Origin of the sequence: Kribbella sp. HUAS MG21 (assembly GCF_040254265.1) — a bacterium.
Lineage (GTDB): Bacteria > Actinomycetota > Actinomycetes > Propionibacteriales > Kribbellaceae > Kribbella.
In genome coordinates, this window is sequence record NZ_CP158165.1 from 3,958,420 (window position 1) to 3,979,796 (window position 21,377).

Annotated in this window: 22 protein-coding genes; 14 read left to right on the forward strand and 8 right to left on the reverse strand. The window is 70.2% G+C overall.

The features are described 5' to 3' along the window. Positions 1–39 precede the first annotated feature (39 nt). Positions 40–444 carry an SRPBCC domain-containing protein gene (locus ABN611_RS19455; protein ID WP_350281309.1) on the forward strand — a complete coding sequence of 135 codons (405 nt, stop codon included), beginning with the start codon at positions 40–42 and terminating at the stop codon, positions 442–444. A 23-nt stretch (positions 445–467) separates the two neighbouring features. Here ABN611_RS19455 and ABN611_RS19460 read toward each other — a convergent pair whose 3' ends face one another. Continuing rightward, positions 468–1,439 carry a type IV toxin-antitoxin system AbiEi family antitoxin domain-containing protein gene (locus ABN611_RS19460; protein WP_350281310.1) on the reverse strand — a complete coding sequence of 324 codons (972 nt, stop codon included), beginning with the start codon at positions 1,437–1,439 and terminating at the stop codon, positions 468–470. Positions 1,440–1,587: 148 nt separating this feature from the next. Between ABN611_RS19460 and ABN611_RS19465 the strand changes: the two genes are divergently transcribed. The 10 genes from ABN611_RS19465 (at position 1,588) to ABN611_RS19510 (ending at position 10,509) form a co-directional block, all read left to right on the forward strand. Then, complete coding sequence (locus tag ABN611_RS19465; protein ID WP_350281311.1) at positions 1,588–2,499, forward strand: TatD family hydrolase; 912 nt, start codon at positions 1,588–1,590, stop codon at positions 2,497–2,499. A 16-nt stretch (positions 2,500–2,515) separates the two neighbouring features. Then, positions 2,516–2,920: a hypothetical protein gene (locus ABN611_RS19470; protein ID WP_350281312.1), complete on the forward strand. Its 405-nt coding sequence runs from the start codon at positions 2,516–2,518 to the stop codon at positions 2,918–2,920. Beyond that, on the forward strand, positions 2,917–3,951 hold the full coding sequence (locus ABN611_RS19475; protein WP_350281313.1) for a hypothetical protein: 1,035 nt from the start codon (positions 2,917–2,919) through the stop codon (positions 3,949–3,951). The genes ABN611_RS19470 and ABN611_RS19475 overlap by 4 nt, the downstream gene beginning before the upstream one ends. 24 nt (positions 3,952–3,975) lie before the next feature. Further along, complete coding sequence (locus ABN611_RS19480) at positions 3,976–4,590, forward strand: nitroreductase family protein (RefSeq protein ID WP_350281314.1); 615 nt, start codon at positions 3,976–3,978, stop codon at positions 4,588–4,590. 216 nt (positions 4,591–4,806) lie between these two features. Next, a complete protein-coding gene (locus ABN611_RS19485; protein ID WP_350281315.1) occupies positions 4,807–5,940 on the forward strand; it encodes a ubiquitin-like domain-containing protein in 1,134 nt (377 codons plus the stop codon). Positions 5,941–6,029: 89 nt separating this feature from the next. Further along, a complete protein-coding gene (gene rsmA / locus ABN611_RS19490; protein ID WP_350281316.1) occupies positions 6,030–6,854 on the forward strand; it encodes a 16S rRNA (adenine(1518)-N(6)/adenine(1519)-N(6))-dimethyltransferase RsmA in 825 nt (274 codons plus the stop codon). Between the two features lie 18 nt (positions 6,855–6,872). Then, a complete protein-coding gene (locus ABN611_RS19495) occupies positions 6,873–7,805 on the forward strand; it encodes a 4-(cytidine 5'-diphospho)-2-C-methyl-D-erythritol kinase (protein WP_350281317.1) in 933 nt (310 codons plus the stop codon). 31 nt (positions 7,806–7,836) lie between these two features. Next, positions 7,837–8,088 (forward strand): type II toxin-antitoxin system prevent-host-death family antitoxin, encoded by a 252-nt coding sequence (locus tag ABN611_RS19500; RefSeq protein WP_350281318.1) that lies wholly within the window; start codon positions 7,837–7,839, stop codon positions 8,086–8,088. Continuing rightward, positions 8,085–8,480 (forward strand): type II toxin-antitoxin system VapC family toxin, encoded by a 396-nt coding sequence (locus ABN611_RS19505; RefSeq protein ID WP_350281319.1) that lies wholly within the window; start codon positions 8,085–8,087, stop codon positions 8,478–8,480. Before ABN611_RS19500 ends, ABN611_RS19505 begins: the two co-directional genes overlap by 4 nt. A 151-nt stretch (positions 8,481–8,631) precedes the next feature. Continuing rightward, positions 8,632–10,509, forward strand: a complete 1,878-nt coding sequence (locus tag ABN611_RS19510; protein ID WP_350281320.1) for a translation factor GTPase family protein — start codon at positions 8,632–8,634, stop codon at positions 10,507–10,509. Here the strand turns inward: ABN611_RS19510 and ABN611_RS19515 are convergent. Further along, complete coding sequence (locus ABN611_RS19515) at positions 10,493–11,341, reverse strand: fructosamine kinase family protein (RefSeq protein WP_350281321.1); 849 nt, start codon at positions 11,339–11,341, stop codon at positions 10,493–10,495. The genes ABN611_RS19510 and ABN611_RS19515 overlap by 17 nt on opposite strands. A 60-nt stretch (positions 11,342–11,401) precedes the next feature. On the opposite strand from ABN611_RS19515, the gene ABN611_RS19520 reads away from it, so the two are divergent. Next, positions 11,402–13,222 carry an ABC-F family ATP-binding cassette domain-containing protein gene (locus ABN611_RS19520; RefSeq protein ID WP_350281322.1) on the forward strand — a complete coding sequence of 607 codons (1,821 nt, stop codon included), beginning with the start codon at positions 11,402–11,404 and terminating at the stop codon, positions 13,220–13,222. Between the two features lie 405 nt (positions 13,223–13,627). On the opposite strand, the gene ABN611_RS19525 is transcribed toward ABN611_RS19520, so the two are convergent. Further along, a complete protein-coding gene (locus ABN611_RS19525) occupies positions 13,628–14,125 on the reverse strand; it encodes a MarR family transcriptional regulator (protein WP_350281323.1) in 498 nt (165 codons plus the stop codon). A gap of 97 nt (positions 14,126–14,222) precedes the next feature. Here ABN611_RS19525 and ABN611_RS19530 point away from each other — a divergent pair, with 97 nt between their 5' ends. After that, positions 14,223–15,002, forward strand: coding sequence for a methyltransferase domain-containing protein (locus ABN611_RS19530; RefSeq protein ID WP_350281324.1), 780 nt, complete (start codon positions 14,223–14,225; stop codon positions 15,000–15,002). A 3-nt stretch (positions 15,003–15,005) separates the two neighbouring features. Continuing rightward, positions 15,006–15,353, forward strand: a complete 348-nt coding sequence (locus tag ABN611_RS19535; protein WP_350281325.1) for a VOC family protein — start codon at positions 15,006–15,008, stop codon at positions 15,351–15,353. Positions 15,354–15,410: 57 nt separating this feature from the next. Here the strand turns inward: ABN611_RS19535 and ABN611_RS19540 are convergent, their stop codons facing one another. The 5 genes from ABN611_RS19540 to ABN611_RS19560 all read right to left on the reverse strand — a co-directional run bounded on the left by ABN611_RS19540 (position 15,411) and on the right by ABN611_RS19560 (position 21,326). Further along, the gene (locus tag ABN611_RS19540) at positions 15,411–17,873 is read right to left on the reverse strand and encodes an ABC transporter permease (protein WP_350281326.1); all 2,463 of its coding nucleotides are present in this window, start codon (positions 17,871–17,873) and stop codon (positions 15,411–15,413) included. Between the two features lies 1 nt (position 17,874). After that, complete coding sequence (locus ABN611_RS19545; RefSeq protein ID WP_350281327.1) at positions 17,875–18,654, reverse strand: ABC transporter ATP-binding protein; 780 nt, start codon at positions 18,652–18,654, stop codon at positions 17,875–17,877. 98 nt (positions 18,655–18,752) lie between these two features. Continuing rightward, a complete protein-coding gene (locus ABN611_RS19550; protein ID WP_350281659.1) occupies positions 18,753–19,355 on the reverse strand; it encodes a response regulator transcription factor in 603 nt (200 codons plus the stop codon). Positions 19,356–19,434: 79 nt separating this feature from the next. Further along, the gene (locus tag ABN611_RS19555; RefSeq protein WP_350281328.1) at positions 19,435–20,610 is read right to left on the reverse strand and encodes a sensor histidine kinase; all 1,176 of its coding nucleotides are present in this window, start codon (positions 20,608–20,610) and stop codon (positions 19,435–19,437) included. A 74-nt stretch (positions 20,611–20,684) separates the two neighbouring features. After that, a complete protein-coding gene (locus ABN611_RS19560; RefSeq protein WP_350281329.1) occupies positions 20,685–21,326 on the reverse strand; it encodes a TetR/AcrR family transcriptional regulator in 642 nt (213 codons plus the stop codon). Positions 21,327–21,377 lie beyond the last annotated feature (51 nt).

Here is a 21,377-nt window from a genome sequence, read left to right on the forward strand (position 1 = left end):
GGGGGAAGGAAGGAGTTCACGATGACCGGATTCGTAGCAGTGGCCGAGATCGACATCGACGCTCCGGCCGCGCGGGTATGGGACGTACTGACCAGTCCGGACGAGCTGAAGCAGGTCTGGTTCGGCGCCGAGGTGGAGACCGACTGGCAGGTCGGCAGCCCGATCACCTGGACCGGCGAATGGGAGGGCAAGCCCTACCAGGACAAGGGCGAAATCCTGGCGGTAGAGCCGGAACGGCAACTCCGCCTGACCCACTTCAGCCCCCTGACAGGCCAACCCGACACACCGGACAACTACCACACCCTCACCTACACCCTGACCGGCAACACCCACCTGAAACTGGAACAGGACAACAACAACTCCGAAGCCGAGGCCAACCACTCACAGTCCATGTGGCAAACGCAGCTGGAAAAGGCCAAGCAGGCCGCTGAATCGGGTGGATAGCGGGTTGTCCGACCGCCGGCGGGTTACAACGCGTCAGCGGTGAAACAACCCGCCAGCGGCCCGGAGCGTGCGATGGCCCGGCGGATGCGACGGAGGAGGGCGGCGGGGTCCGCCAGGTCGGGCCAGGTGACGCGGACGACCTGGTAGCCGAGGTCGCGGAGGCGGTCTTCGCGCGCCTTCTCCGCGAGTAGCGCACTGGTGCCGCCCTCGCCGTACTTGACGGCTCCGTCGAACTCGACGATCACGCCGTACTGCGCCAACAGGAAGTCGACTCGCGCGACGAAGGTGCCCTGCTCGTCGCGGATCACAGCCTGCAGCAGGGGAGCCGGTAGGCCGAGCTCTGCCAGCATGACTCGTAGCCACGACTCCCCGACGGACTCGGCTCGGCCGTCGCCGAACTCAACCGCTCGGGCAGCCGCCCGGAAACCGCTGCGTCCGGCGAAGAGGTTGAGCGACTCCGTCAGCTGCTGCAGCGTGGCGATCCGCAGGCGCAGCGCCTGATCGACGACCGAGACCGCAACCCGATGATCGGTGGTTCGGACGGTCTCGATGACAGCGCGTGGGGCGAGGATCGTCCGTACTCCGTCCACTTCGCAGACCGCGTCGACCGGCGGGCGGGCGGCGTGCTGGCACACCGCGCCGTCGGACCGGCCGGCGCCGCGCATCCTGGTGACATGGACTCGGCGAAGATCCAGCTCCGCGATCCGCACACCGTGCAGCAGCACTGCGGACTGATGGCTCACCACAGCACGTCCGCACAGCCGGTGAGAGACCGCTCGCGTCCGCAGCCCATGAAGCCAGACGGCCTGCTCCCACGGCGGCATAGCCTCGTACGCGATGCCGCGTACGGCGTACGCGCCGCGAGTGACCCGGACCCACTCGCCGGTCGCGACGTACCTGCGCAGATCCGCATCGGAGTACCCCGCCGACACCGCATCCCGCCGCGAGAACCATCCGCCACGCCGCGCGGCCACCAACTCCAGCTTGAGATTCATACCCCAGAAGATGCCGACTTCGCGCCCGCGCCTGCCGCCTGGCTCTACACCTGTGGACAACCGCCGGTGGCGGGTTGTGTTGCCGCTGGCCTGCTGCAACGGGTCAGCGGTGAAAGAAGGCGACAGCGACCTCAGTAATCTGGCCCGTATGGGTGATGGTGTTGAGGTCGGGCGGCCGACTCGGGAGCGGGCTGCTGTGGGGGAGGACGGGAGGTCGCGGGATCGGAAGCGGCCGGCGGTGCCGGATCCGCTGCCGATGAGTGTGGTGGACGCGCATTGTCATCTCGACATCGCCGACGGCGAGGACGGCGACTGGCTGAGTCCGGCGGAGGCGATCAAGCTGGCGTCCTCGGTCGGGGTGACGCGGATCGTGCAGGTGGGCTGCGACCTGCCCGGCGCGGTCTGGGCCGTCGAGGCCGCCGCGCAGTACCCGAACCTGGTCGCCGGCGTGGCGCTGCACCCGAACGAGGCGCCGAAGCTGAAGGCGGCCGGTGAGCTGGACAGTGCGCTGGCCGAGATCGAGCGGCTGGCGTCGAGCAGCGACAAGGTCCGCGTGATCGGCGAGACCGGGCTCGACTATTTCCGCACCGGCGAGGACGGGCAGGCCGCGCAGCACGAGTCGTTCGCCGCGCACATCGAGCTCGCGAAGCGGCTGGACAAGACGCTGATGATCCACGACCGGGACGCGCACGACGACATCCTGCGGATCCTGGACCGCGAGGGCGTCCCGGACCGGGTCGTGATGCACTGCTTCTCCGGCGACACCGAGTTCGCCCGCGAGTGCGTGCAGCGCGGCGCGTTCCTGAGCTTCGCCGGCGTCGTCACCTTCAAGAACGCCCAGTCCCTGCGCGACGCCCTGGCCGTCACCCCGCTCGACCGCATCCTCGTCGAGACCGACGCCCCGTACCTCACCCCGTCGCCGTACCGCGGCAAACCGAACGCGTCGTACCTGATCCCGCACACCGTCCGCAAGATGGCCGACGTCCTCAACATCTCCGTCCCCGAACTCTGCACCGCCCTGAACGCCAACGCCGACCGAGCCTTCGGAGGAGCCTGGTAGTCGCTACGGTGAACCTGTGGATTTCGAGACGTTCGACGCGCGACTGCTGGAGCTCGCCGACGCGCTGCAGGGTGCCGACGAGGCAACCGTCGCCGCCGAGATCGACCGGTTGACGGTGCTGGCCCAGCAGGTCGAGGACGAGCGGTCGCGCCGGTTGGCCTTGATCCGCGTTCAGAAGCTGCCCGAACTGATCAACGGGCCGCGTCCGGGCAGCAGCCCGCAGTTCCGGCGCGCCTCCACCCTCGTGGCCCAGGTGATCAGCGGCACGGGCACACCGGCGGAGCGGATCGCGCACGCCGAGCGCGCGAAGGCCGAGATCGCGGAGCTGTCCGCGCAGGCGCCGCCGCGGGAGTCCCTGACGATCCTGCGGATGAACTCGGCACTGGTCCGGCTGGTCGATCGCCTGCAGAGCGGATCGTGACCGAGGACGACGTCGAGATCTCGCCACGGTCGTGGCAGTACCGGCTGGTGGCCGCGGTCGTGGCCGCGGTCGAGCGGCGAGCCGGCGGCGCCGACGGCCGGCGGACCCGATGGACCGGAGAGCTGGCCGCGGAGACGGACCCGGAAGATCTCGGCGGCGCGTTCGCGGACGGCAGCCTGTCGGTGTCCGTCGCTCACGTCCTCGAGCCCTTACGCAAGGCCAGGGATCTCGATCGGCCGTTGATCGACGACGAGGCGTGGCAGCTCCGTCAGGCGATGGCGACGCTGGCGCACGAAGCCGCACATCTGATGACCCCGGTCGCCGACAGGTCGGCACCGGACGCGTATCCGTACGACGACGCGGCCACGGCGTACGACGAGGGCCTCGTCGAGCACTGGACGCACCGCAACCTCGACAGCGTCATCAGCGAGGTCTTCACGGAGGCCGGGTTGGACAGCGCCGCGGAGGCGGTCCTGGCGCAGCCGGGTTTCGACGCCTATCCCGCGTACACGCCCGCCGCCCGCCACCTGAACGAGGCCCTGGCGGAGCGGAGCGGCCTGACCGGCGACGAGGTCACCCAGAAGTTGTTGTGTGTCGACGAGCGGCAACGCTGGAACGTCGCGGTCGACCTGGTGATCGCCGAGCAGCTGGCGCTGATGCCCGAGGAAGACCGCGCGGAGGTGCGCAGACAGTTGGTCGCTCCACTCCGCGAGTCGCTGTCCGGACTCGGCGCTGTCGAGGACGACGACTCGCTGGAGAGCGAGCAGCAGTCCGACGAGGCCGTCAAGGCAGCTCAGAACGCGATCGCCGGGCTGGACAGGCAGCTCGAAACCCTTGCGCGCAAGTACCAACCGCGGCTCTCGCCGGACCTTCAGCGGCTGCAGGCCGTCACGAGCGGACAGGCCCCGGCGACCGGTGCTGTCCGAGGCGCGGTGGCTGTCACGGAGCATGCGGCAGCACGGCCGCACGACGGTTCCCGTGGGCAGCAGGCCGAACCGCGGCCCGGTCCGCAAGCGCCCGGTCTCGGCTGAGTCGGTAGCTGATAGACAGGCCGCATGGAGTTCGGTGAGGTCGTGCGGCGGCGGCGGATGGTGCGGAACTATGACCCGGACCGGCCGGTGGCGGACGAGGTGCGGGAGCGGATCCTGGAGAACGGGTTGCGGGCGCCGTCGGGTGGGTTCTCGCAGGGGTGGGCGTTCCTGACGCTGGAGGGGGACGACCGGGAGCGGTACTGGCGGATCGCGGCCGAGAATCCGGACGAGAAGTATGTTGAATGGGTCACAGGGCTGCGGCGCGCACCGCTGCTGATTCTCGCCTTCGCGCACAAGGACGCGTACCTCGATCGATACGCCGAACCGGACAAGGGCCGGACCGATCGCGACGAGCGCCGCTGGGCCGCGCCGTACTGGTACGTCGACACCGGGATGGCGGTACTGCTGATGCTGCAGACGGTGGTCGACGAAGGCCTGGGAGCCTGCTTTTTCGGGGCTCCCGCGGCCAAAGTGGGCCGGTTGCTCGAGGAGTTCGGCGTACCGGACGGGTTCGATCTGGTCGGGGTGCTGTCGGTCGGTCACCGGGCCCCGGACAGGCGCTCGCCGTCGCTGAAACGGGGGCGCCGGACGACCGCGGAAGTGGTGCATCGGGGGCACTGGGGCCGTCACGCCGTGTGAAGGCCCCGTTACACCTTTTTGCGACGCGCCGAACAGGGGATTGGCACTTCCGCGTCTTCTTCGTTATGGTCCCGTGATGTTGGCCGGGATCGGGGAAGATTCCGGACAGCACGCCCCTCGGCGTTGACCAGTGGCTCCGTGCACCCAGTACGGCGTCTCCGGCCGGTGCCTGTGCTGTCCCACCCCGTGCCCGGGTAGCTCTACCTGGGAGCGTTAGTGCGTAAGTCCATCATCGCGGCCGTCGGTGCGACGGCTGCGTTTGCCGTCGCGGGCGGCTCCGTGGCCTATGCCACGAAGAGCAAGACGGTCAGTCTCTCCGTCGACGGCGAGGTGCGGAAGGTGCACACCTTCGGCTCCACCGTGGCAGACGCCCTGAAGGCCGAGAAAGTTCAGCTCGGTGCGCACGACGTGGTCGCGCCCGGCCTGGACTCCAAGCTGAAGGACGGCCAGGAGATCGCGGTGCAGTACGGCCGCCAGCTGACCGTCATCGCCGACGGCACCAAGAAGGCCTACTGGACCACGGCCGACAGCGTCCACGAGGCGCTCGCCGACCTGGGCCTGCGGTACGAGGGCGCCCAGCTGTCCACCAGCCGGAGCGCCGAGCTCGGCCGGGAGGGCCTGGAGCTCGTCGTCACCACCCCGAAGACCGTGCAGATCGTGCACCAGGGCAAGACCGTGACGATCAAGTCGCTGGCCGGCACCGTCGGTCAGGCCCTGACCCAGGCGAAGATCCGCTGGGACGCCGACGACCGGATCACCCCGGCCGCCGCCACTCCGCTGAAGCTCGGCGTGAACAAGGTCGGCTACGTGCAGGTCGTGCAGAAGTCGGTCACCAAGACCCTGAGCATCGAGCACGGCACCGACGAGACCAAGTCGGCGACGCTGCTCGAGGGCACCAAGAAGACCACGACCAAGGGCACCGACGGCTCGAAGACCGTCACGTACCTGTACACCTACCTGGACGGCAAGCTGAGCGCCACCAAGGTGGTCGGGTCGAAGGTCGTCACCCAGCCGGTCGACGAGCAGATCGTCGTCGGGACCAAGCCGAAGCCGGAGGAGACGCCGACCGAGACCACCACCTCGGAGACGGACGTGCCGGCCACCGGTAACACCAGCGCCTGGGACCGGATCGCCGAGTGCGAGTCCGGCGGCAACTGGGCGACGAACACCGGCAACGGGTACTACGGCGGCCTGCAGTTCAGCCACCAGACCTGGGTCGCGTACGGCGGCGACGCCTACGCGGAGAACGCCCACCTGGCCAGCAAGGCGCAGCAGATCGCGATCGCCGAGAAGGTCCGGGCGGCCCGCGGCGGCTACGGCGACTGGCCCGTCTGCGGCAAGCGCGCCTGAGTGCTGGTTCAAGCAAGTGCAAGACTGACGAGGTGACCTCGTCCGATTCATCCACCTCCGCCGGACCGAGACTTCTCGGTCCGGCGGAAGTGCGTTCACTGGCCGCCGCGCTCGGCGTCCGCCCGACCAAGCAGCGCGGGCAGAACTTCGTCATCGACCCGAACACGGTCCGCCGGATCGTCCGCGCCGCCGGACTCTCCGAGGCCGGTGAGACCGTGCTGGAGATCGGCCCGGGCCTCGGCTCGCTGACGCTGGCGCTGCTCGCGGACGGGCACCGGGTGACCGCGGTCGAGATCGACCCGCTGCTGGCGCGGGCGCTGCCGTCGACCGTCGCGACGTACGCCCCGGAGCAGGCGTCCCGGCTGACGGTGGTCGAGGCGGACGCGATGGACGTCGGCCCGGCGGAGATCGGTACGCCGACCGCGTGCGTGGCCAACCTGCCGTACAACGTCGCCGTCCCCGTGCTGCTGCACCTGCTCGAGGTCTCGGACTCGCTGCGGCACGGGCTGGTGATGGTGCAGTCCGAGGTCGCGGACCGGCTGGCCGCCGCGCCCGGCTCGCGGACGTACGGCGTACCGTCCGCGAAGGCCGCCTGGTACGCCGACGTCCGGCGCGCCGGGCCGATCGGACGGAACGTGTTCTGGCCGGCGCCGAACGTGGACTCCGGGCTGGTCGCCTTCGAGCGCCGCGACCCGCCGGTCACCGAGGCGAGCCGCGAGGAGGTGTTCGCGGTGATCGAGGCCGCGTTCTCGCAGCGCCGCAAGACGATCCGCTCCGCGCTGGCGCGCTGGATGCCGGACCGTTCGCGCCTGGACGCGGTGCTGGACGCGACCGGGATCGACCCGCAATTGCGCGGCGAGATGCTGGGGATCACAGAGTTCGCCGCCCTCGCCGGTGCGGCGCGGACTGTGTGAGGCACTAGCCTGTCCGACGTGCCACCTTCTGCTGAGGTCACGGTGCGGGCGCCGGCCAAGATCAATCTCGGTCTGTCGGTCGGGCCGCCACGTCCGGACGGCTTCCACCCGGTCGCCACGGTGTACCAGGCCGTCGCCCTGTACGACGACGTGACCGCGGTACTGCGGGCCGACGACGGCGAGGTCTCCGTCGAGGTGGCCGGCGACTTCGCGGACGACGTACCGACCGACGGGACGAACCTCGCGGTCCGGGCGGCGAAGCTGCTGCAGGCGGAGTACGACGTCGACGAAGGCGTCGACCTGACGATCCGCAAGACGATCCCGGTCGCGGGCGGGATGGCCGGCGGGTCGACCGACGCGGCCGCGACGCTGGTGGCGTGCAACCGGTTGTGGGGGCTGCGGCTGACCCAGACCGAGCTGCAGCACCACGCGGGGGAGCTGGGCAGCGACGTACCGTTCTGCCTGGTCGGTCACACGGCGCTCGGCCAGGGGCGCGGCGAGCAGGTCACCGAGGTGATGTCCCGCGGCACGTTCCACTGGGTGTTCGCGATCGCCGACGGCGGGCTGTCCACGCCGGAGGTCTACCGCGAGCTGGACCGGATGCGGCCGTTGCGCCGCGTCGAGCCGCCGCAGGTCCGCCCGGAGCTGATGTCGGCGCTGCTGTCCGGCCAGCCGGGGGCGCTCGCGGTTGCCCTCAGCAATGACCTCCAAGCGGCCGCGCTGGCGCTCCGGCCGGAGCTCGGCGACACGCTCCAGTTCGGCCTCGAGCACGGCGCGCTGGCCGCGCAGGTCTCCGGCTCCGGCCCGACCTGCCTGTTCCTCGCCGCCGACAGCCGCAGCGCCGTCGACCTGGCCGTCGACCTCGCCGAGTCCGGCCTCTGCCGCATGGTCCGCCAGGCCGAGGGCCCCGTCCCCGGCGCCCGCATCCTCCCCGCGATCGTCAGCCGGTAGTACACTTAGCTAAGTGGACTAAGGAGGATCCGTGAGCGAGCTCGCGCAGTACAACATCCACGAGGCGAAGACGCAGCTGTCACGCATCATCGACCGTGTGGAACACGGCGAGATCGTGGTCATCAGCCGTGCTGGGCATCCGGTCGCCAAGGTTGTGCCGCTGGCCGACGTGCGGCGCCGGACGGGCCGTGGCTCACTGGCCGACCGGATCAGCTACACCGACGACTGGGACTCGCCCGAGACAAACGCCGAGATCGCTGCCGACTTCGGCCTGTCGTCGTGAGCGGGCTGCCGGGCGCTGCGCGGCTCTTGCTGGACACACATGTCCTGCTCTGGTGGTTGCAGGACACCGACGACCTCTCGAATGAGCTGAAGGAGCGGATCGATACCGAGCTCGAGGTGTACGTCAGTGCGGCAACCATCTGGGAGCTGTCGAGCAAGGCGGCGTCCGGCAAGATCGACCTGCCCGACGACCTCGGTGGCGTGGTCGAGGACAGCGGCCTGAGCGAACTGCCGATCCGGACGTCGCACGCCGAGTTGGCCGGGCGGTTGCCGGCGATCCATCGGGACCCGTTCGATCGGATGCTGGTGGCTCAGGCTCTCGTCGAGAGGTTGACGCTAGTGACGCGTGACAGGCTCATCCAGAAGTACGACGTACCCGTCCTCGAAGCCTGAAAATCCGTTCGTCACCGGCGCCGGCCGGTGCTAGCGTCGCGAGCGAGACCCGTCATCGTCAGACAGGAGACCGGGATGCGCCGCGGATCGATCGACCTCATTGGTACTGATCGTTTCGACGCATTCGCGAGGACTCTTGAACTCCCTGACGATGGGCATTGTGGCGCATGTCGACGCCGGTAAGACCAGCCTGACCGAGCGGCTGCTGTACGCGGCCGGGGTCGTCGACCGGGTCGGCCGGGTCGACGACGGGAACACCCGGACCGACTCGATGGACCTCGAGCGGAAACGCGGGATCACGATCCGCTCGGCGGTGGTGTCGTTCACGCTCGGCGACCTGCCGGTCAACCTGATCGACACCCCGGGGCACTCGGACTTCATCGCCGAGGTCGAGCGGGCGCTGTCCGTGCTGGACGGCGCCGTGCTGGTGATCTCCGCGGTCGAGGGCGTGCAGCCGCAGACGCGGTTGCTGATGCGCACACTCGACCGGCTGCGGATCCCGACGCTGCTGTTCGTGAACAAGATCGACCGGGTCGGAGCGCGGTACGACGACCTGCTCGCGGACATCCGGCGGTTGCTGACGCCGGCCGCGGTGCCGATGGCGTCGGTCGCGGAGCTCGGCACCCGCGCCGCCTCGGTGGAACTGCTCGACGTACGACGTGCCGAGCTCGGCGAGCTGCTTGCCGAGCGCAACGACGCGTTCCTGGAGCGGTACCTCGAGGACGCGGACGTCGACCACGCGGGCGAGCTGTGCCGGCAGGTCGCGCGGTCCGCCGTACATCCGGTGTACTTCGGCTCCGCGATGACCGGGGTGGGTGTCCCGGAGCTGATCGGGGGCATCCGCACGTGGTTGCCGCGGGCAACCGGATCGCCGGACGACGAGCTGCGGGCGCGGGTGTTCAAGGTCGAGCGTGTCGACGCCGGCCAGAAGCTCGCCTCGGCGCGGATCCTCAGCGGGACGCTCGCGGCGCGCACCCCGGTCGCGGTGCATCCGGTCGACGGTCCGCAGTACCAGACCCGGCCGAGCGGGATCGAGGTGTACGGCGACGGCGCCCGGCGGCCGGCGGATCGCGTCGAGGCCGGGCAGATCGTGGCGCTACGCGGGCTGAAGAGCATCCGGATCGGCGACCAGCTCGGCGTCCGGACGCAGCAGGTCGGGCAGCTGTTCGCGCCGCCGACGCTGGAGACCGTGGTGAGTGCGCGGGACCGGGTCAGGCTGTTCCAGGCGCTGACGCAGCTCGCCGAGCAGGATCCGCTGATCCGGGTCCGGAAGGCGGACGACATCACGGTCAGCCTCTACGGCGAGGTGCAGAAGGAGGTGATCGCGTCGCTGCTCGCGTCGGAGTACGGCGTCGAGGTCACCTTCAGCGAGACGACGCCGATCCACGTCGAACGGCTCGACGGTGTGGGTGCGGCGGTCCGGACGATGGCGGACAGCCTGTGGACGGCCGGGGTCGGGTTCCGCGTCTCACCGGTTGCCGAGGGCATCGAGTACGTCTTGGAGGTGGAGCTCGGGGCGTTGCCGCGGGCGTTCCACACCGCGATCGAGGAAACGGTCCGCCAGACGCTGCACCAAGGGCTGTGCGGGTGGGAGATCCCGGCCGTCCGGGTCGAGCTCACGCACACGGAGTACGACAGCGCCGGCACTGTCGCCGCCGACTTCCGCCGCCTGGTGCCGCTGGTCCTGATGCAGGCGGTCGCCGAGGCCGGTACGACGGTCCTGGAGCCGCTGAACCACTTCGAACTGGACGTCCCGACCGACACGGTGTCGCGCATCCTGGCCCACGTCGCCGAACACCGCGGCGTTGTCACCCAGGCCACGCAGACCCACGTCGAAGGCACGATCCCGGCCGCCACCACGCACGCCTTCGAGTCCCACCTCCCCACCCTCACCCGGGGCGAGGCCGTCCTCACCACCACGTTCCACTCCCACCAGCCCGTCGCGGGCCCACCGCCGACCCGCCCCCGAACCGACGGCAACCCCCTCAACGAAAAGCAGTACCTCCTGCACCTCAATCGAAGCGTTTGAGGATGGTGTGGATCTCGGCGAGGGTGTCGTGGCAGTCGGGCGTCTGGGCGGTGATGGAGAGCAGTTCGCGGAGGTGGAGGAGGGGGAGGCGGTCGCGCCAGCCCGGGGTGAGGGGATGGATCTCCTCGTACGCCTCGAACAGGACGTCGGACACCTGGTCGTAGATGAGGAACGTGGCGAGCTCTGCCTCGGGCCAGCCGTAGTACACGGCCGGGTCGATCAGCGCCGGGGCGCCGGTAGGGCTGGGCAGCAGGTTGCCGTGCCAGAGGTCGCCGTGGAGCAACGACGGTGGCTGCGGCGGGATCAGTTCGGTGAGGCGGCCGGCGACGCGTTCCAGGCGGTGGCGGTCGGCGTCGGGGAGCTGACGGTGGCAGAGCGGCTCCTCCAGGAACCGGAGCAGCCGGTGCTCGGCGAAGAACGCGTGACCGTCCGTGGTCCACGGGTTCCGCTGCGGAAGGACGCCGAGGTAGTTGTCCCGGTCGTACCCGAACTTGTCCGCCCGCTGCAGGTGCTGCAGCGCCAGCGCCCGCCCGGCGTCCTCCCAGTACGTCGGCGACGGTTCCGCCGTACCGAGGTCCGACAGCACGATGAAGTGCGGCGTGACCCGCAGCACCTCGGGTACGGCGAACCCGCCGGGTCGCCGGAGCGCCTCGAGGCCCTCGGCCTCCAGCGCGTACAGGTCCGGCGGGAGGTCGTCCTGCGTCTTGACGACCACCGACCGGCCCAGCGTGGTCCGCACGCGGTACGTCCTGCTGGCGTACCCGCCCTCCAGCGGATCGGCGGCGACCGGGTCGCCCAGGGACAGGCCTTCGAGCCAGGCGGGATTCAACACCTGGACGATCCTGGCACCATCCGGGTCAGGGTGCCGCCGTCAGCTACCCTGGGGCGCGTTATGGCCCCACCTAACTTGGTCAATCTGGAAGCTGTTTCGAAGGGCTTCGGGACCCGCACACTGCTCGACTCGGTCAGTCTCGGCGTAGGCCGTGGTGAGCGCATCGGCGTGGTCGGGCGCAACGGCGACGGCAAGTCGACGCTCCTGCAGGTCCTGGCCCGGCGCGAGGAGCCGGACAGCGGCCGGATCACACACAACCGCGACCTGCGACTCGGGTACCTCGGCCAGGCCGATGACCTCGACCCCGGACAGACCGTGCTGCACGCGGTGCTCGGCGACGTCGAGACCTACACCTGGGCGGCCGACCCGCGGGCGCGCTCGGTGATGGAGCACCTGCTCGGCGAGGTCGACCACCAGGCGCTGGTCGGCAGCCTGAGCGGTGGTGAGCGCCGCCGCGCGTCGCTCGCCAGGCTGCTGCTCACCGACGTCGACCTGCTGGTCCTGGACGAGCCCACCAACCACCTCGACATCGAGGCGGTCAGCTGGCTCGCGGAGCACGTGGTCGACCGCGCGGGCGCGCTGGTCGTCGTCACCCACGACCGCTGGTTCCTGGACGCCGTCTGCACCGAGACGTGGGAGGTCCAGGGCGGCCGCGTCACGTCGTACGACGGTGGGTACGCCGCCTACGTCCTGGCCAAGGCGGAGCGGGCGCGCACCGCGCAGGTCACCGAGACGAAGCGGCAGAACCTCCTCAAGAAGGAGCTCGCCTGGCTCCGGCGGGGCGCGCCGGCGCGGACCAGCAAGCCGAAGTTCCGGATTGAGGCGGCGAACGAGCTGATCGCCAACGAGCCGCCGCCGCGGGACCAGCTCGCGCTGTCGCAGCTCGCCACCGCACGGCTGGGCAAGGACGTGTTCGACGTCGAGGACGTCAGCCTGAGCTTCGGCGACCGGTCGATGCTCGACCATGTCACGTTCCGGCTCGGCCCGGCGGACCGGATCGGGCTGCTCGGCCCGAACGGCGCCGGCAAGACCACGTTCCTGAAGGTCCTCACCGGGCAGCTCCCGCCGGACCGCGGTGTGGTGAAGCAGGGCAAGACGGTCCGGGTCGCCAACCTGTCCCAGACCCTCGAGGAGATCGACGGCACCGTCACCGTCCTCGACCACATCACCGCGATCCGGCGTACGGCGGCGCTCGCCGGCCGCGGCGGTGAGCTGACGTCGTCGCAGTTGCTCGAGCGGTTCGGGTTCACCGGGGACAAGCTGACCACCCGGATCTCGGACCTGTCCGGCGGCGAGCGGCGCCGGCTGCAGCTGCTGCGGATCCTGCTCGACGAGCCGAACGTGCTGATCCTCGACGAGCCGACGAACGACCTGGACGTCGAGACGCTGACCGTCCTGGAGGACTTCCTGGACGGCTGGCCGGGGGTGGTCGTCACCGTCACGCACGACCGGTACTTCCTGGAGCGGGTCAGCGACATGGTGTACGCGATCATGGGCGACGGCCGGGTCCGGCATCTGCCGCGCGGGGTCGACCAGTATCTCGACGAACTCGCCGCCGGAATTCCCCGCCGGGCGACGTCGAATGCGTTGACACCGGCGACGGAAGTGTCCACGGATTTGTCGCCGGGCGGAAACACCCAGGTGGTTGAAAGTCCGATCGTTGACGCGGCAGTGGCCCGGGCGGCGAAGAAAGAGCTGAACCGGATCGAGCGTCAGCTGGCGAAGCTGACCGAGGCCGAGGCGAAACTGCACGACCAGCTGGCCGCGAGCGCGAGCGACTACGAACGGCTGGCCGAGCTGGACGCCGAGCTGCGCAAGCTCGCGGACGAGCGCGGCGAGCTGGAGACTGCCTGGTTCGAGGCGGCGGAACGCGCCGAGTAGCCGTTCCGCGCCGGATTCCCGGGAGGTTCGAGCCGCGGCGCCCCCTCCGATCCCCTGTGATTCGGAGGGGTGCGCCGAGCTCCTGGGTGAGCGGGCCCCGTGCCGGCCGGCGTTGTTCGAGCCCCGAGCCCCGAGCACCGCGCGGCCACTTTCGGCGGACCACCTCTTGCCGCCGAAGTCACCATCACTTTGACATTTTGTAGTCGATCGGCCACCGACGGTGTTGACCCTAGTAGGGGTGTAGACCGGTGTCGACAGCCGTCGGCTACAGCAGCCTCTCGATCTCGTTGCAACTAGCAACGAGCGGAACAGCCCCGAAGTGACGGGTCGGCTTTTCGGATAATTCCCGGGGAATTGCGGCCGGCCTTTGTCCGGACCAGCAACCTGTTTTGCGGTGCGTTTCGGTCAGTGTTTTTCCAGGTCGAACGGCCGGACCAGTTCCCGCAGTACGCGGGCGATCTTCTGCTGGTCGCGCTCACTGAGACCGCCGAGCAGGGCGCGCTCGTGGGTGAGCAGGTCGGCCATCGCGGCATCGACCTTGTCGCGGCCCGCGGGGGTCAGCTGGACGAGCACGCCGCGCCGGTCGCTCGGGTCCGGCAGCCGCTCGACCAGGCCGCGCGCGGCCAGCCGGTCCACCCGGTTCGTCATCGTGCCGGAGGTGACGAGGGTTTCCCTCAGCAGCTTCCCGGGGGAGAGTTGGTACGGCGTCCCGGCGCGGCGGAGCGCGGCGAGCACGTCGAACTCCCAGGACTCGAGGCCGTGGGTGTCGAAGGCCTGACGGCGGGCGCGATCCAGGTGCCGCGCCAGCCGGCTGACCCGGGACAGCACCTCCATCGGCGCCACGTCGAGATCCGGGCGCTCCCGGCGCCAGGCCCCGATCAGCCGGTCGACCTCGTCCTCCATGCTCCGAGACTACCCATCAAGACTCTTGACATCAAGACAACTGGCAGGGCTAGAGTATCTCGACATCAAGATAAATCGTCGAGGGAAGGGACAGCCGATGCGCACGTCACCGGTCTGGAGTCCGGAGCAGTACGGCACGTACGCCGACGAACGGGCGCGGCCGTTCCGGGACCTGCTGGAGCGGGTCCGGGCGACCGGCGTCCGGACGGTCGTCGATCTCGGGTGCGGTCCGGGGGCGCTGACCGCGACGCTGCGCCAGGTGTGGCCGGAGGCCGAGATCCGCGGCGTCGACAGCTCACCGCAGATGCTCGAAGCAGCCGCGCAGTACGCCGACGACCGGCTGAGTTTCGAGCTCGGCGACGTCCGCGAGTGGTCCGGCGCCGACCTCGACGTGATTGTCACGAACGCGACGCTGCAATGGGTCCCCGAGCACCTCGACCTGCTGCCCGGGTTCGTGCGCGCGCTGCGGCCGGGCGGTTGGCTGGCGATCCAGATCCCCGGCAACGGTGACGCCCCGTCGCACGCGATCCTGCGCGAGCTCGCGGGCACCGCGCCGTACGCCGAGTACGCGAAGGACGCCTCGTTGCGCCCCGACGTACCCGGTCCGGCCGAGTACGTCGAGGCACTCAGCGCCGAAGGGTGCGTGGTCGACGCGTGGGAGACGACGTACTACCACCTGCTGGCCGGCGACAACGCCGTACTCGAATGGGTGAAGGGGACCGGCGCACGGCCGGTGCTGCAGTCGTTGCCGGACGACCTGCGACGGAAGTTCGAGGCGGAGTACGGCGCCCGGCTGGCGGAGGCGTATCCGCAGCAGGAGTACGGGACGCTGCTGCCGTTCCGCCGGATCTTCGCCGTGGCGCACAAGGAGGGCTGACCGATGCGACTCGATCACGTGCAGGTGTCGTGCCCGCCCGATGGCGAGGATGTGGCGCGGGCGTTCTACCGGGACGCGCTCGGGATGACCGAGGTGGAGAAGCCTGAGCTGCTGAAGCCGCGCGGCGGGTGCTGGTTCAAGGCCGGGGCGGCGGAGATCCATGTCGGGGTGGAGAACGAGTTCACTCCGGCGAAGAAGGCGCACCCGGCGCTGGCGGTGGACGACCTGGATGCGTTGGCCGCGAAGCTCGAAGGTCTCGGTTATCCGGTGACCTGGGACAACGAGACGATCCCGGGCCGTCGGCGGTTCCACACCGCCGACGGCCACGGGAATCGGATCGAAATAGTTTGAAGCGGCTCGCCCGGCCCCCTCAAGCCGGGCGAGCCGCTGGCTCATTCGGTGCTCACCTCATTCGGTGGCGAGCGCTCCGGCCGGGGCGACCTTGGCCGCGCGCCGGGCGGGTAGCAGCGAGGCGAGCAGGCCCGCGATCGCGGCCACGGCGGCGATCGCCGCCAGCAGCGTCACCGGTACGGCGTACTCGACGCTGCCGTCGACCGTCTGGCCGCCCATCAGCGCGCTCGTCCCGGCCCAGCCGTAGAGCAGGCCGAGCACGATCCCGAGCCCCGCCGCGACGACGGCCATCAGCAACGACTCGACGGCGAGCATCCGGCGCAGCTGGCGCCGGGACAGGCCCATCGCCCGCAGCAGCGCGTTCTCCCGGGTCCGTTCGAGAACCGACAGGCTGAGGGTGTTGCCGACGCCGACGAGGGCGATCAGCACCGAGACCCCGAGCAGGCCGATCCCGACGATCAGCAGGACGTCGAACACCTTGGTGTAGCTGGAGCGCTCGGCCAGCCCGCCGTCGACCCCGAGGCTCTTCACCGACGGCAGCGACTGCTCCACGGCGTCGATCACCTTCGTACCGTCCGCCTCCGGGTCCGACGCCAGCCAGAACCCGGTCACCGGCGCGTTCGGCGCAAGCTTCGCGAGGTCCGCCGAGGTCACCGTGACCTGGTCCAAGCCGTGCGCCTGCTGAACGGTCAGCGTCAGCCGGTGCTTCCCCGACACGATCGTGATCGGGCCGCCGTTGTCGACCTTCATCGAGCGCATCACCGCGAACGACACCAGTGCGGTGCCCGGCTGCAACCGGCCGGCCAGCTCCGGGTTGTGGATCACCGAGCCGGCCGCGCCCGCGTCGAGCCCGGTGACGGTCAGTTCGTTCTCGCCGGAGCCGACGGTCGCGGTGCGGACCGGGACGACCTGGGTGACGCCCTGGATGTCGCGGAGTTGCTGCTCGGCGTTGGCCGGCATCTTCTCGCCGTACGCCGTCACCTTCAGGTCGACCGGGTACTGGCCGTTCATCGACACGTCGAAGGTCTTCTGCACCGAGGCGATGCCGACGCACGTGAGGCTGATCAGCGTGACGCCGATGAGCAGTGCCGAGGTGGTGGCCGCCGTACGCTTCGGGTTCCGGATCGCGTTCGCGACGGCGATCCGGGCGGGGACGCCGCCGCTGCGTGCCGGCAGGGCGCCGATCAAGCGGATCAGCGCCGGTACCAGCAGCGAGCCGATCGCGAGGATGCCGAGGAACGAGAGCGCACCGCCGGCAACACCGACCAGCACCTCGTGCAGCATCGCGCCGCCGACGAGCAGCACACCGCCGCCGGCGAGGAGCAGGAAGCCCAGCAGCAAACGCAGTACGCCGGCCCGGGAAGCGGCCGCCGGGGCGACCTCGGGGCGGAGCGCGGCCAGCGGCGCGACCTTGGTCGCCCGGCGAGCCGGTACGACGGCCGAGATCAGCGTGGCCACGGTACCGATCAGCAGCGGCAGGAACACCGACGCCAGGCCGAGGTGCAGCGGGACCGCGGGGATGCCCCAGTCGAACTCGCGGAACAGCGCCAGCGCGAGCGCCGACAGCGCCACCCCGAAGACCACACCGATCGCGGACGCGATCGCCCCGACCACGGCCGCCTCGGCGAGCACGGAGGAGAACACCTGCCGCCGCGACGCGCCGACGCAGCGCAGCAGCGCCATCTCGCGGGTGCGCTGGGCGATCACGATCGTGAACGTGTTGCCGATCACCAGGCAGGCGACGAACAGCGCGATCAGCGCGAACATCCCGAAGACGCCGCCGAGCACGTCGATCCCGCTGGTGATGTCCCGGATCTCGTGCTCGACGAACGCCTCACCGGTGAAGACCGTCAGGCCGCTCGCCACCACGGCCTGCGTGGCGTCGGCGAGCTGCTGCTGCGTGACACCGGGCTTGGCCGCGAGCGCGACGCCCCGGACGAACGCGCCCGGGTCGAACATCTTCACCGCGGCCGGGGTGGCGAACGCCGACGCGGTACCGATCTGCTTCGAGTCGTCCAGGAGCCCGACGACCGTGACGGTCCAGGACTTGTCGTCGTACGAGCTGATCCGGAGCTGCTGGCCGATCGAGACCTTGTGCTTGGCGGCCGTCCTGGCCGGCAGCGCGATCTCGTTCGTTGTGCTGGGCAACCGTCCGGCCGAGGCGGCGGGGCCGGGGATCTCGGCGGTGCCGTACAGCGTGTCGATCGGGAGACCCGTCGGCCGGACCAGGTCGGGGTACGAGACATTCATGTACGCCGTCGTCAGCGTGACCGTCGACGCCGCCTGCGCGACCTTCTGGACCTTCGCGACGTCGTCCGGCGAGATCGTCGCCCGGTCCGGGTAGACCAGGGCGTCGACACCCTTGTACTGCGCGCCGATCGTCTCGTCGACGCCGTGCGACGCGGACGCGTGCACGATCATCGCGAGCGAGCCGAACCCGACCCCGAGGACGATCGCCAGGCACGCGGCGACCAGGCGGCCCACGTGGGCGCGCAGCGAGGAGAGCAGTGAACGTCGCACGTCACGCCCCCAGCTGGCGCAGCGCGTCGAGGACGCTCTCCGGCGTCGGCTGCGTGAGCTCGCCCGCAAGCTTGCCGTCGGCAAGCATCACGACGCGGTCGGCGTACGACGCGGCCAGCGGGTCGTGGGTGACCATCACCACGGTCTGGCCGAACTCGCGGACCGAGCGCCGCAGGAAGCCCAGCACCTCGGCGCCGGACCGGGAGTCCAGGTTGCCGGTGGGCTCGTCGGCGAACACGACCTCCGGCCGGCCGACCAGCGCCCGTGCCACCGCGACCCGCTGCTGCTGGCCGCCGGACAGCTCCGCCGGGCGGTGCGTCAGCCGGTCCTGGAGGCCGAGTACGTCGATCAGCGTGCCGAGCCACTGCTGGTCGGGCTTGCGGTTGCCGAGCTCCAGCGGGAGCAGGATGTTGTCCTTCGCGGACAGCATCGGCAACAGGTTGAAGGACTGGAACACGAACCCGATCCGGTCCCGGCGGATCTTGGTCAGCTCGGCGTCCGGCAGCCGGGTCAGCTCGGTCTCGCCGAGCAGCACCTGGCCGTCGGTCGGCGTGTCGAGGCCGGCCAGGCAGTGCATCAGCGTCGACTTGCCGGACCCCGACGGGCCCATGATCGCCGTGAACCGGCCGACCCCGAAGTCCACCGAGACCCCGTCGAGCGCGGCGACCGCCGTGTCGCCCTGTCCGTACACCTTGCGCAGCTCGTGCGCCCGGATGGCGGTCCGCGGCTCCCCGTCCTGCGGCAGCCGTCCCACCGCAAGCTCCCCGGTCTGCAAGCTCATGTCACTCCTCGACTCAACTGAACGTTGGTGAAGAACTTATTGAGCGTGCCGCCTGATCTCGTCGGACTCCGGACGGGACTCCGCGTACGACCTGGGTATTACTTGTGCGGTTTCACGAGGCCGGTCTCGTACCCCAGGACGACGAGCGCGACCCGGTCGCGGAGGCCCGTCTTGGCCAGGATCCGGCCGATGTGTGTCTTGACCGTTGCCTCGGACAACGTGAACAGCCGGGCGATCTCGGTGTTCGACAGGCCGCGGGCGACCTCGACCAGGACCTCGCGCTCGCGGGCGGTCAGGTCGGCCAGGTCGGGGCGCTCGGTCTCCGCGTCCGGCAGTGCCCCGGCGAAGTGCTCGAGCAGGCGGCGCGTCGTACTGGGGGAGACGACGGCGTCGCCGGAGTGCACCTGGCGGATCGCGCTCAGCAGGTCGGCGGGCGGGGTGTTCTTGAGCAGGAAGCCGGCCGCCCCGGCCTTGATCGCGGCGAACGCGTACTCGTCGAGGTCGAAAGTCGTCAGCACGATCACTCTCGGTGCCTGGGGCAACGACTGCAAACGCTTGGTCGCCTCGACACCGTCCAGCCGGGGCATCCGGACGTCCATCAGCACGACGTCGCACGCGGTGACCTGGATCTTCTCGACCGCCTCGCCGCCGTCACCGGCCTGGCCCACCACCCGCATGTCGGCCTGGGAGTCCACCAGCATCGTGAACCCGGCCCGGACCAGCTCCTGGTCATCCACCAGGAACACCCGGATCACGTCGTCCTCCACCGCTGGCTCCCCTTCACTCGCTCGGCAGGTCGTACGGCAGCCGCGCGACCACCTCGTAACCGCCGCCCGCCTTGGGCCCGGCGTTCACCGTACCGCCCGAGACCGACACCCGCTGCCGCATCCCGACCAGCCCGTGCCCCGGGTCCGAGCTCGGCGCGACGCCGGCGCCGTGCCCGTCGTCGGTGACCACCACGGTCAGCATCTCGCGCCCGAAGTCCAGGGTGACGGAGGTGCGCGCTCCCGGCCCGGCGTGTTTCAGCGTGTTCGTCAGGCCTTCCTGGACGATCCGGTACGCCGTGAGACCGAGCAGCGCGGGCAGCTCCCGGGGCTCGCCGGTCACCTGGTACTCGACGGACAGGCCGGCCTCGCGGACGTTCTCGATCAGCTCGGGAAGGCTGGAGACGCCGGGCTGCGGGCGCGCCTGGTGCGGGCCGAGCTCGGACTGCTCGTCCTGCTTGAGGAGACCCAGCATCTTGCGCATCTCGGTGAGTGACGCGCGGCCGGTGTCGCCGATCGTGGCCAGCGCCTTCTTCGCCGCGTCCGGGGACTGGTCGGCGGCGTACAGCCCGCCGTCGGCCTGGACGATCATGATCGACAGGCCGTGCGCGACCACGTCGTGGATCTCCCGGGCGATCCGGGTGCGCTCGTTGCTGACGGCGAGTTTCGCCTCGCGGTCGCGGTCCCGCTCGAGCTGCGCGGCCCGCTCCTCGAGTTGGGCGACGTACAGCCCCCGGGTACGGCGGCGCTCGCCGAACGCCCAGACCCCGAACACGACCGCGCCGAGCGCGACCATCATCGTGATCTGCTGTTTCCAGTCCGAGTTCGCCCAGTACCGCGAGACCGCCATCAGCACGCCGAGGCCGCCGATGCCGAGGGCGATCCGGCTCAGGCGCACGTCGCCGTACACCGAGATCGCGTACAGCGCGACCAGCAGGCCGGCGTTGCCGGGCATCAGGTCGACACCCGCGAGCCACTGCAGGACGGCGACCGAGCAGACGCCGAAGAAGACCAGTTCGGGGTGGGTCCGGCGCCAGATCAGCGGGACGAGCATGCCGAACGCGAGCAGCCCGCCCCAGCGCGCCTGCGCCAGCGACAGGAACCCGAAGACCATGCAGAGCGAGCCGGCCAGCAGCAGGTCGAACGCCTTGCTCCGGGCAGGCACCGGCCGCGCGGTCAACATCCCCGTCATGGTGGCCAGGGTACGGGGCCCGGTGCGCGCGGGGGTCATGCCACGGGCGGATTTCGCCGTACGACCGCGGGTTGTTACTTGTGCGGCCGAGTGGAGAGCGTCGGCTTGGGCTCGAGCCCGGACAGCCCGTTCCAGGCCAGGTTGACGAGGTGCGCGGCGACGTCCGGCTTCTTCGGCTTCCGGGCGTCCAGCCACCACTGGCCGGTGAGCGCGACCATGCCGACCAGCATCTGCGCGTACATCGGGGCGTTCTTCGGGTCCAGGCCGCGGCGCTTGAAGTTCTCCGCGAGGATGTGCTCAACCCGGGTCGCGACGTCGCTGAGGATCGAGATGAACGACCCGGTCGACGAGCCGACCGGGGAGTCGCGGACCAGGATCCGGAACCCGTCGGAGTTGTTCTCGATGTAGTCGAGCAGCGCCAGCGCGGCCTGCTCGACCAATTCGTGCGCGCGGCCCGCGGTCAGCGACTGCGTGACGCCGTCGAGCAGCGCGCGGACCTCGCGGTCGACCACGACGGCGTACAGGCCCTCCTTGCCGCCGAAGTGCTCGTACACGACCGGCTTGGAGACCTCGGCGCGAGCCGCGATCTCCTCCACCGACGTCGCCTCGTAGCCCTTCTGCGCGAACAGGCCGCGGGCGATGGTGATGAGCTGCTCGCGACGCTCGGCACTGGTCATCCGGATCCGGCCGGACCGCCGCGGTTTGGGTTCCGTCACGTCGTGATCACGTCTGCATCATGCCGCACTTCGGGTGTCGCTCGCGGAGGT

Coding starts and splice junctions, on each gene's coding strand:
- ABN611_RS19545 (WP_350281327.1), bottom strand. CDS start 18,654: ATGAGCTTGCAGACCGGGGAGCTTGCGGTGGGACGGCTGCCGCAGGAC.
- ABN611_RS19460 (WP_350281310.1), bottom strand. CDS start 1,439: ATGAATCTCAAGCTGGAGTTGGTGGCCGCGCGGCGTGGCGGATGGTTC.
- ABN611_RS19535 (WP_350281325.1), top strand. CDS start 15,006: ATGCGACTCGATCACGTGCAGGTGTCGTGCCCGCCCGATGGCGAGGAT.
- ABN611_RS19520 (WP_350281322.1), top strand. CDS start 11,402: ATGGCCCCACCTAACTTGGTCAATCTGGAAGCTGTTTCGAAGGGCTTC.
- ABN611_RS19480 (WP_350281314.1), top strand. CDS start 3,976: ATGGAGTTCGGTGAGGTCGTGCGGCGGCGGCGGATGGTGCGGAACTAT.
- ABN611_RS19525 (WP_350281323.1), bottom strand. CDS start 14,125: ATGGAGGACGAGGTCGACCGGCTGATCGGGGCCTGGCGCCGGGAGCGC.
- ABN611_RS19510 (WP_350281320.1), top strand. CDS start 8,632: ATGGGCATTGTGGCGCATGTCGACGCCGGTAAGACCAGCCTGACCGAG.
- ABN611_RS19530 (WP_350281324.1), top strand. CDS start 14,223: ATGCGCACGTCACCGGTCTGGAGTCCGGAGCAGTACGGCACGTACGCC.
- ABN611_RS19555 (WP_350281328.1), bottom strand. CDS start 20,610: ATGACGGGGATGTTGACCGCGCGGCCGGTGCCTGCCCGGAGCAAGGCG.
- ABN611_RS19550 (WP_350281659.1), bottom strand. CDS start 19,355: ATGCTGGTGGACTCCCAGGCCGACATGCGGGTGGTGGGCCAGGCCGGT.
- ABN611_RS19465 (WP_350281311.1), top strand. CDS start 1,588: ATGGGTGATGGTGTTGAGGTCGGGCGGCCGACTCGGGAGCGGGCTGCT.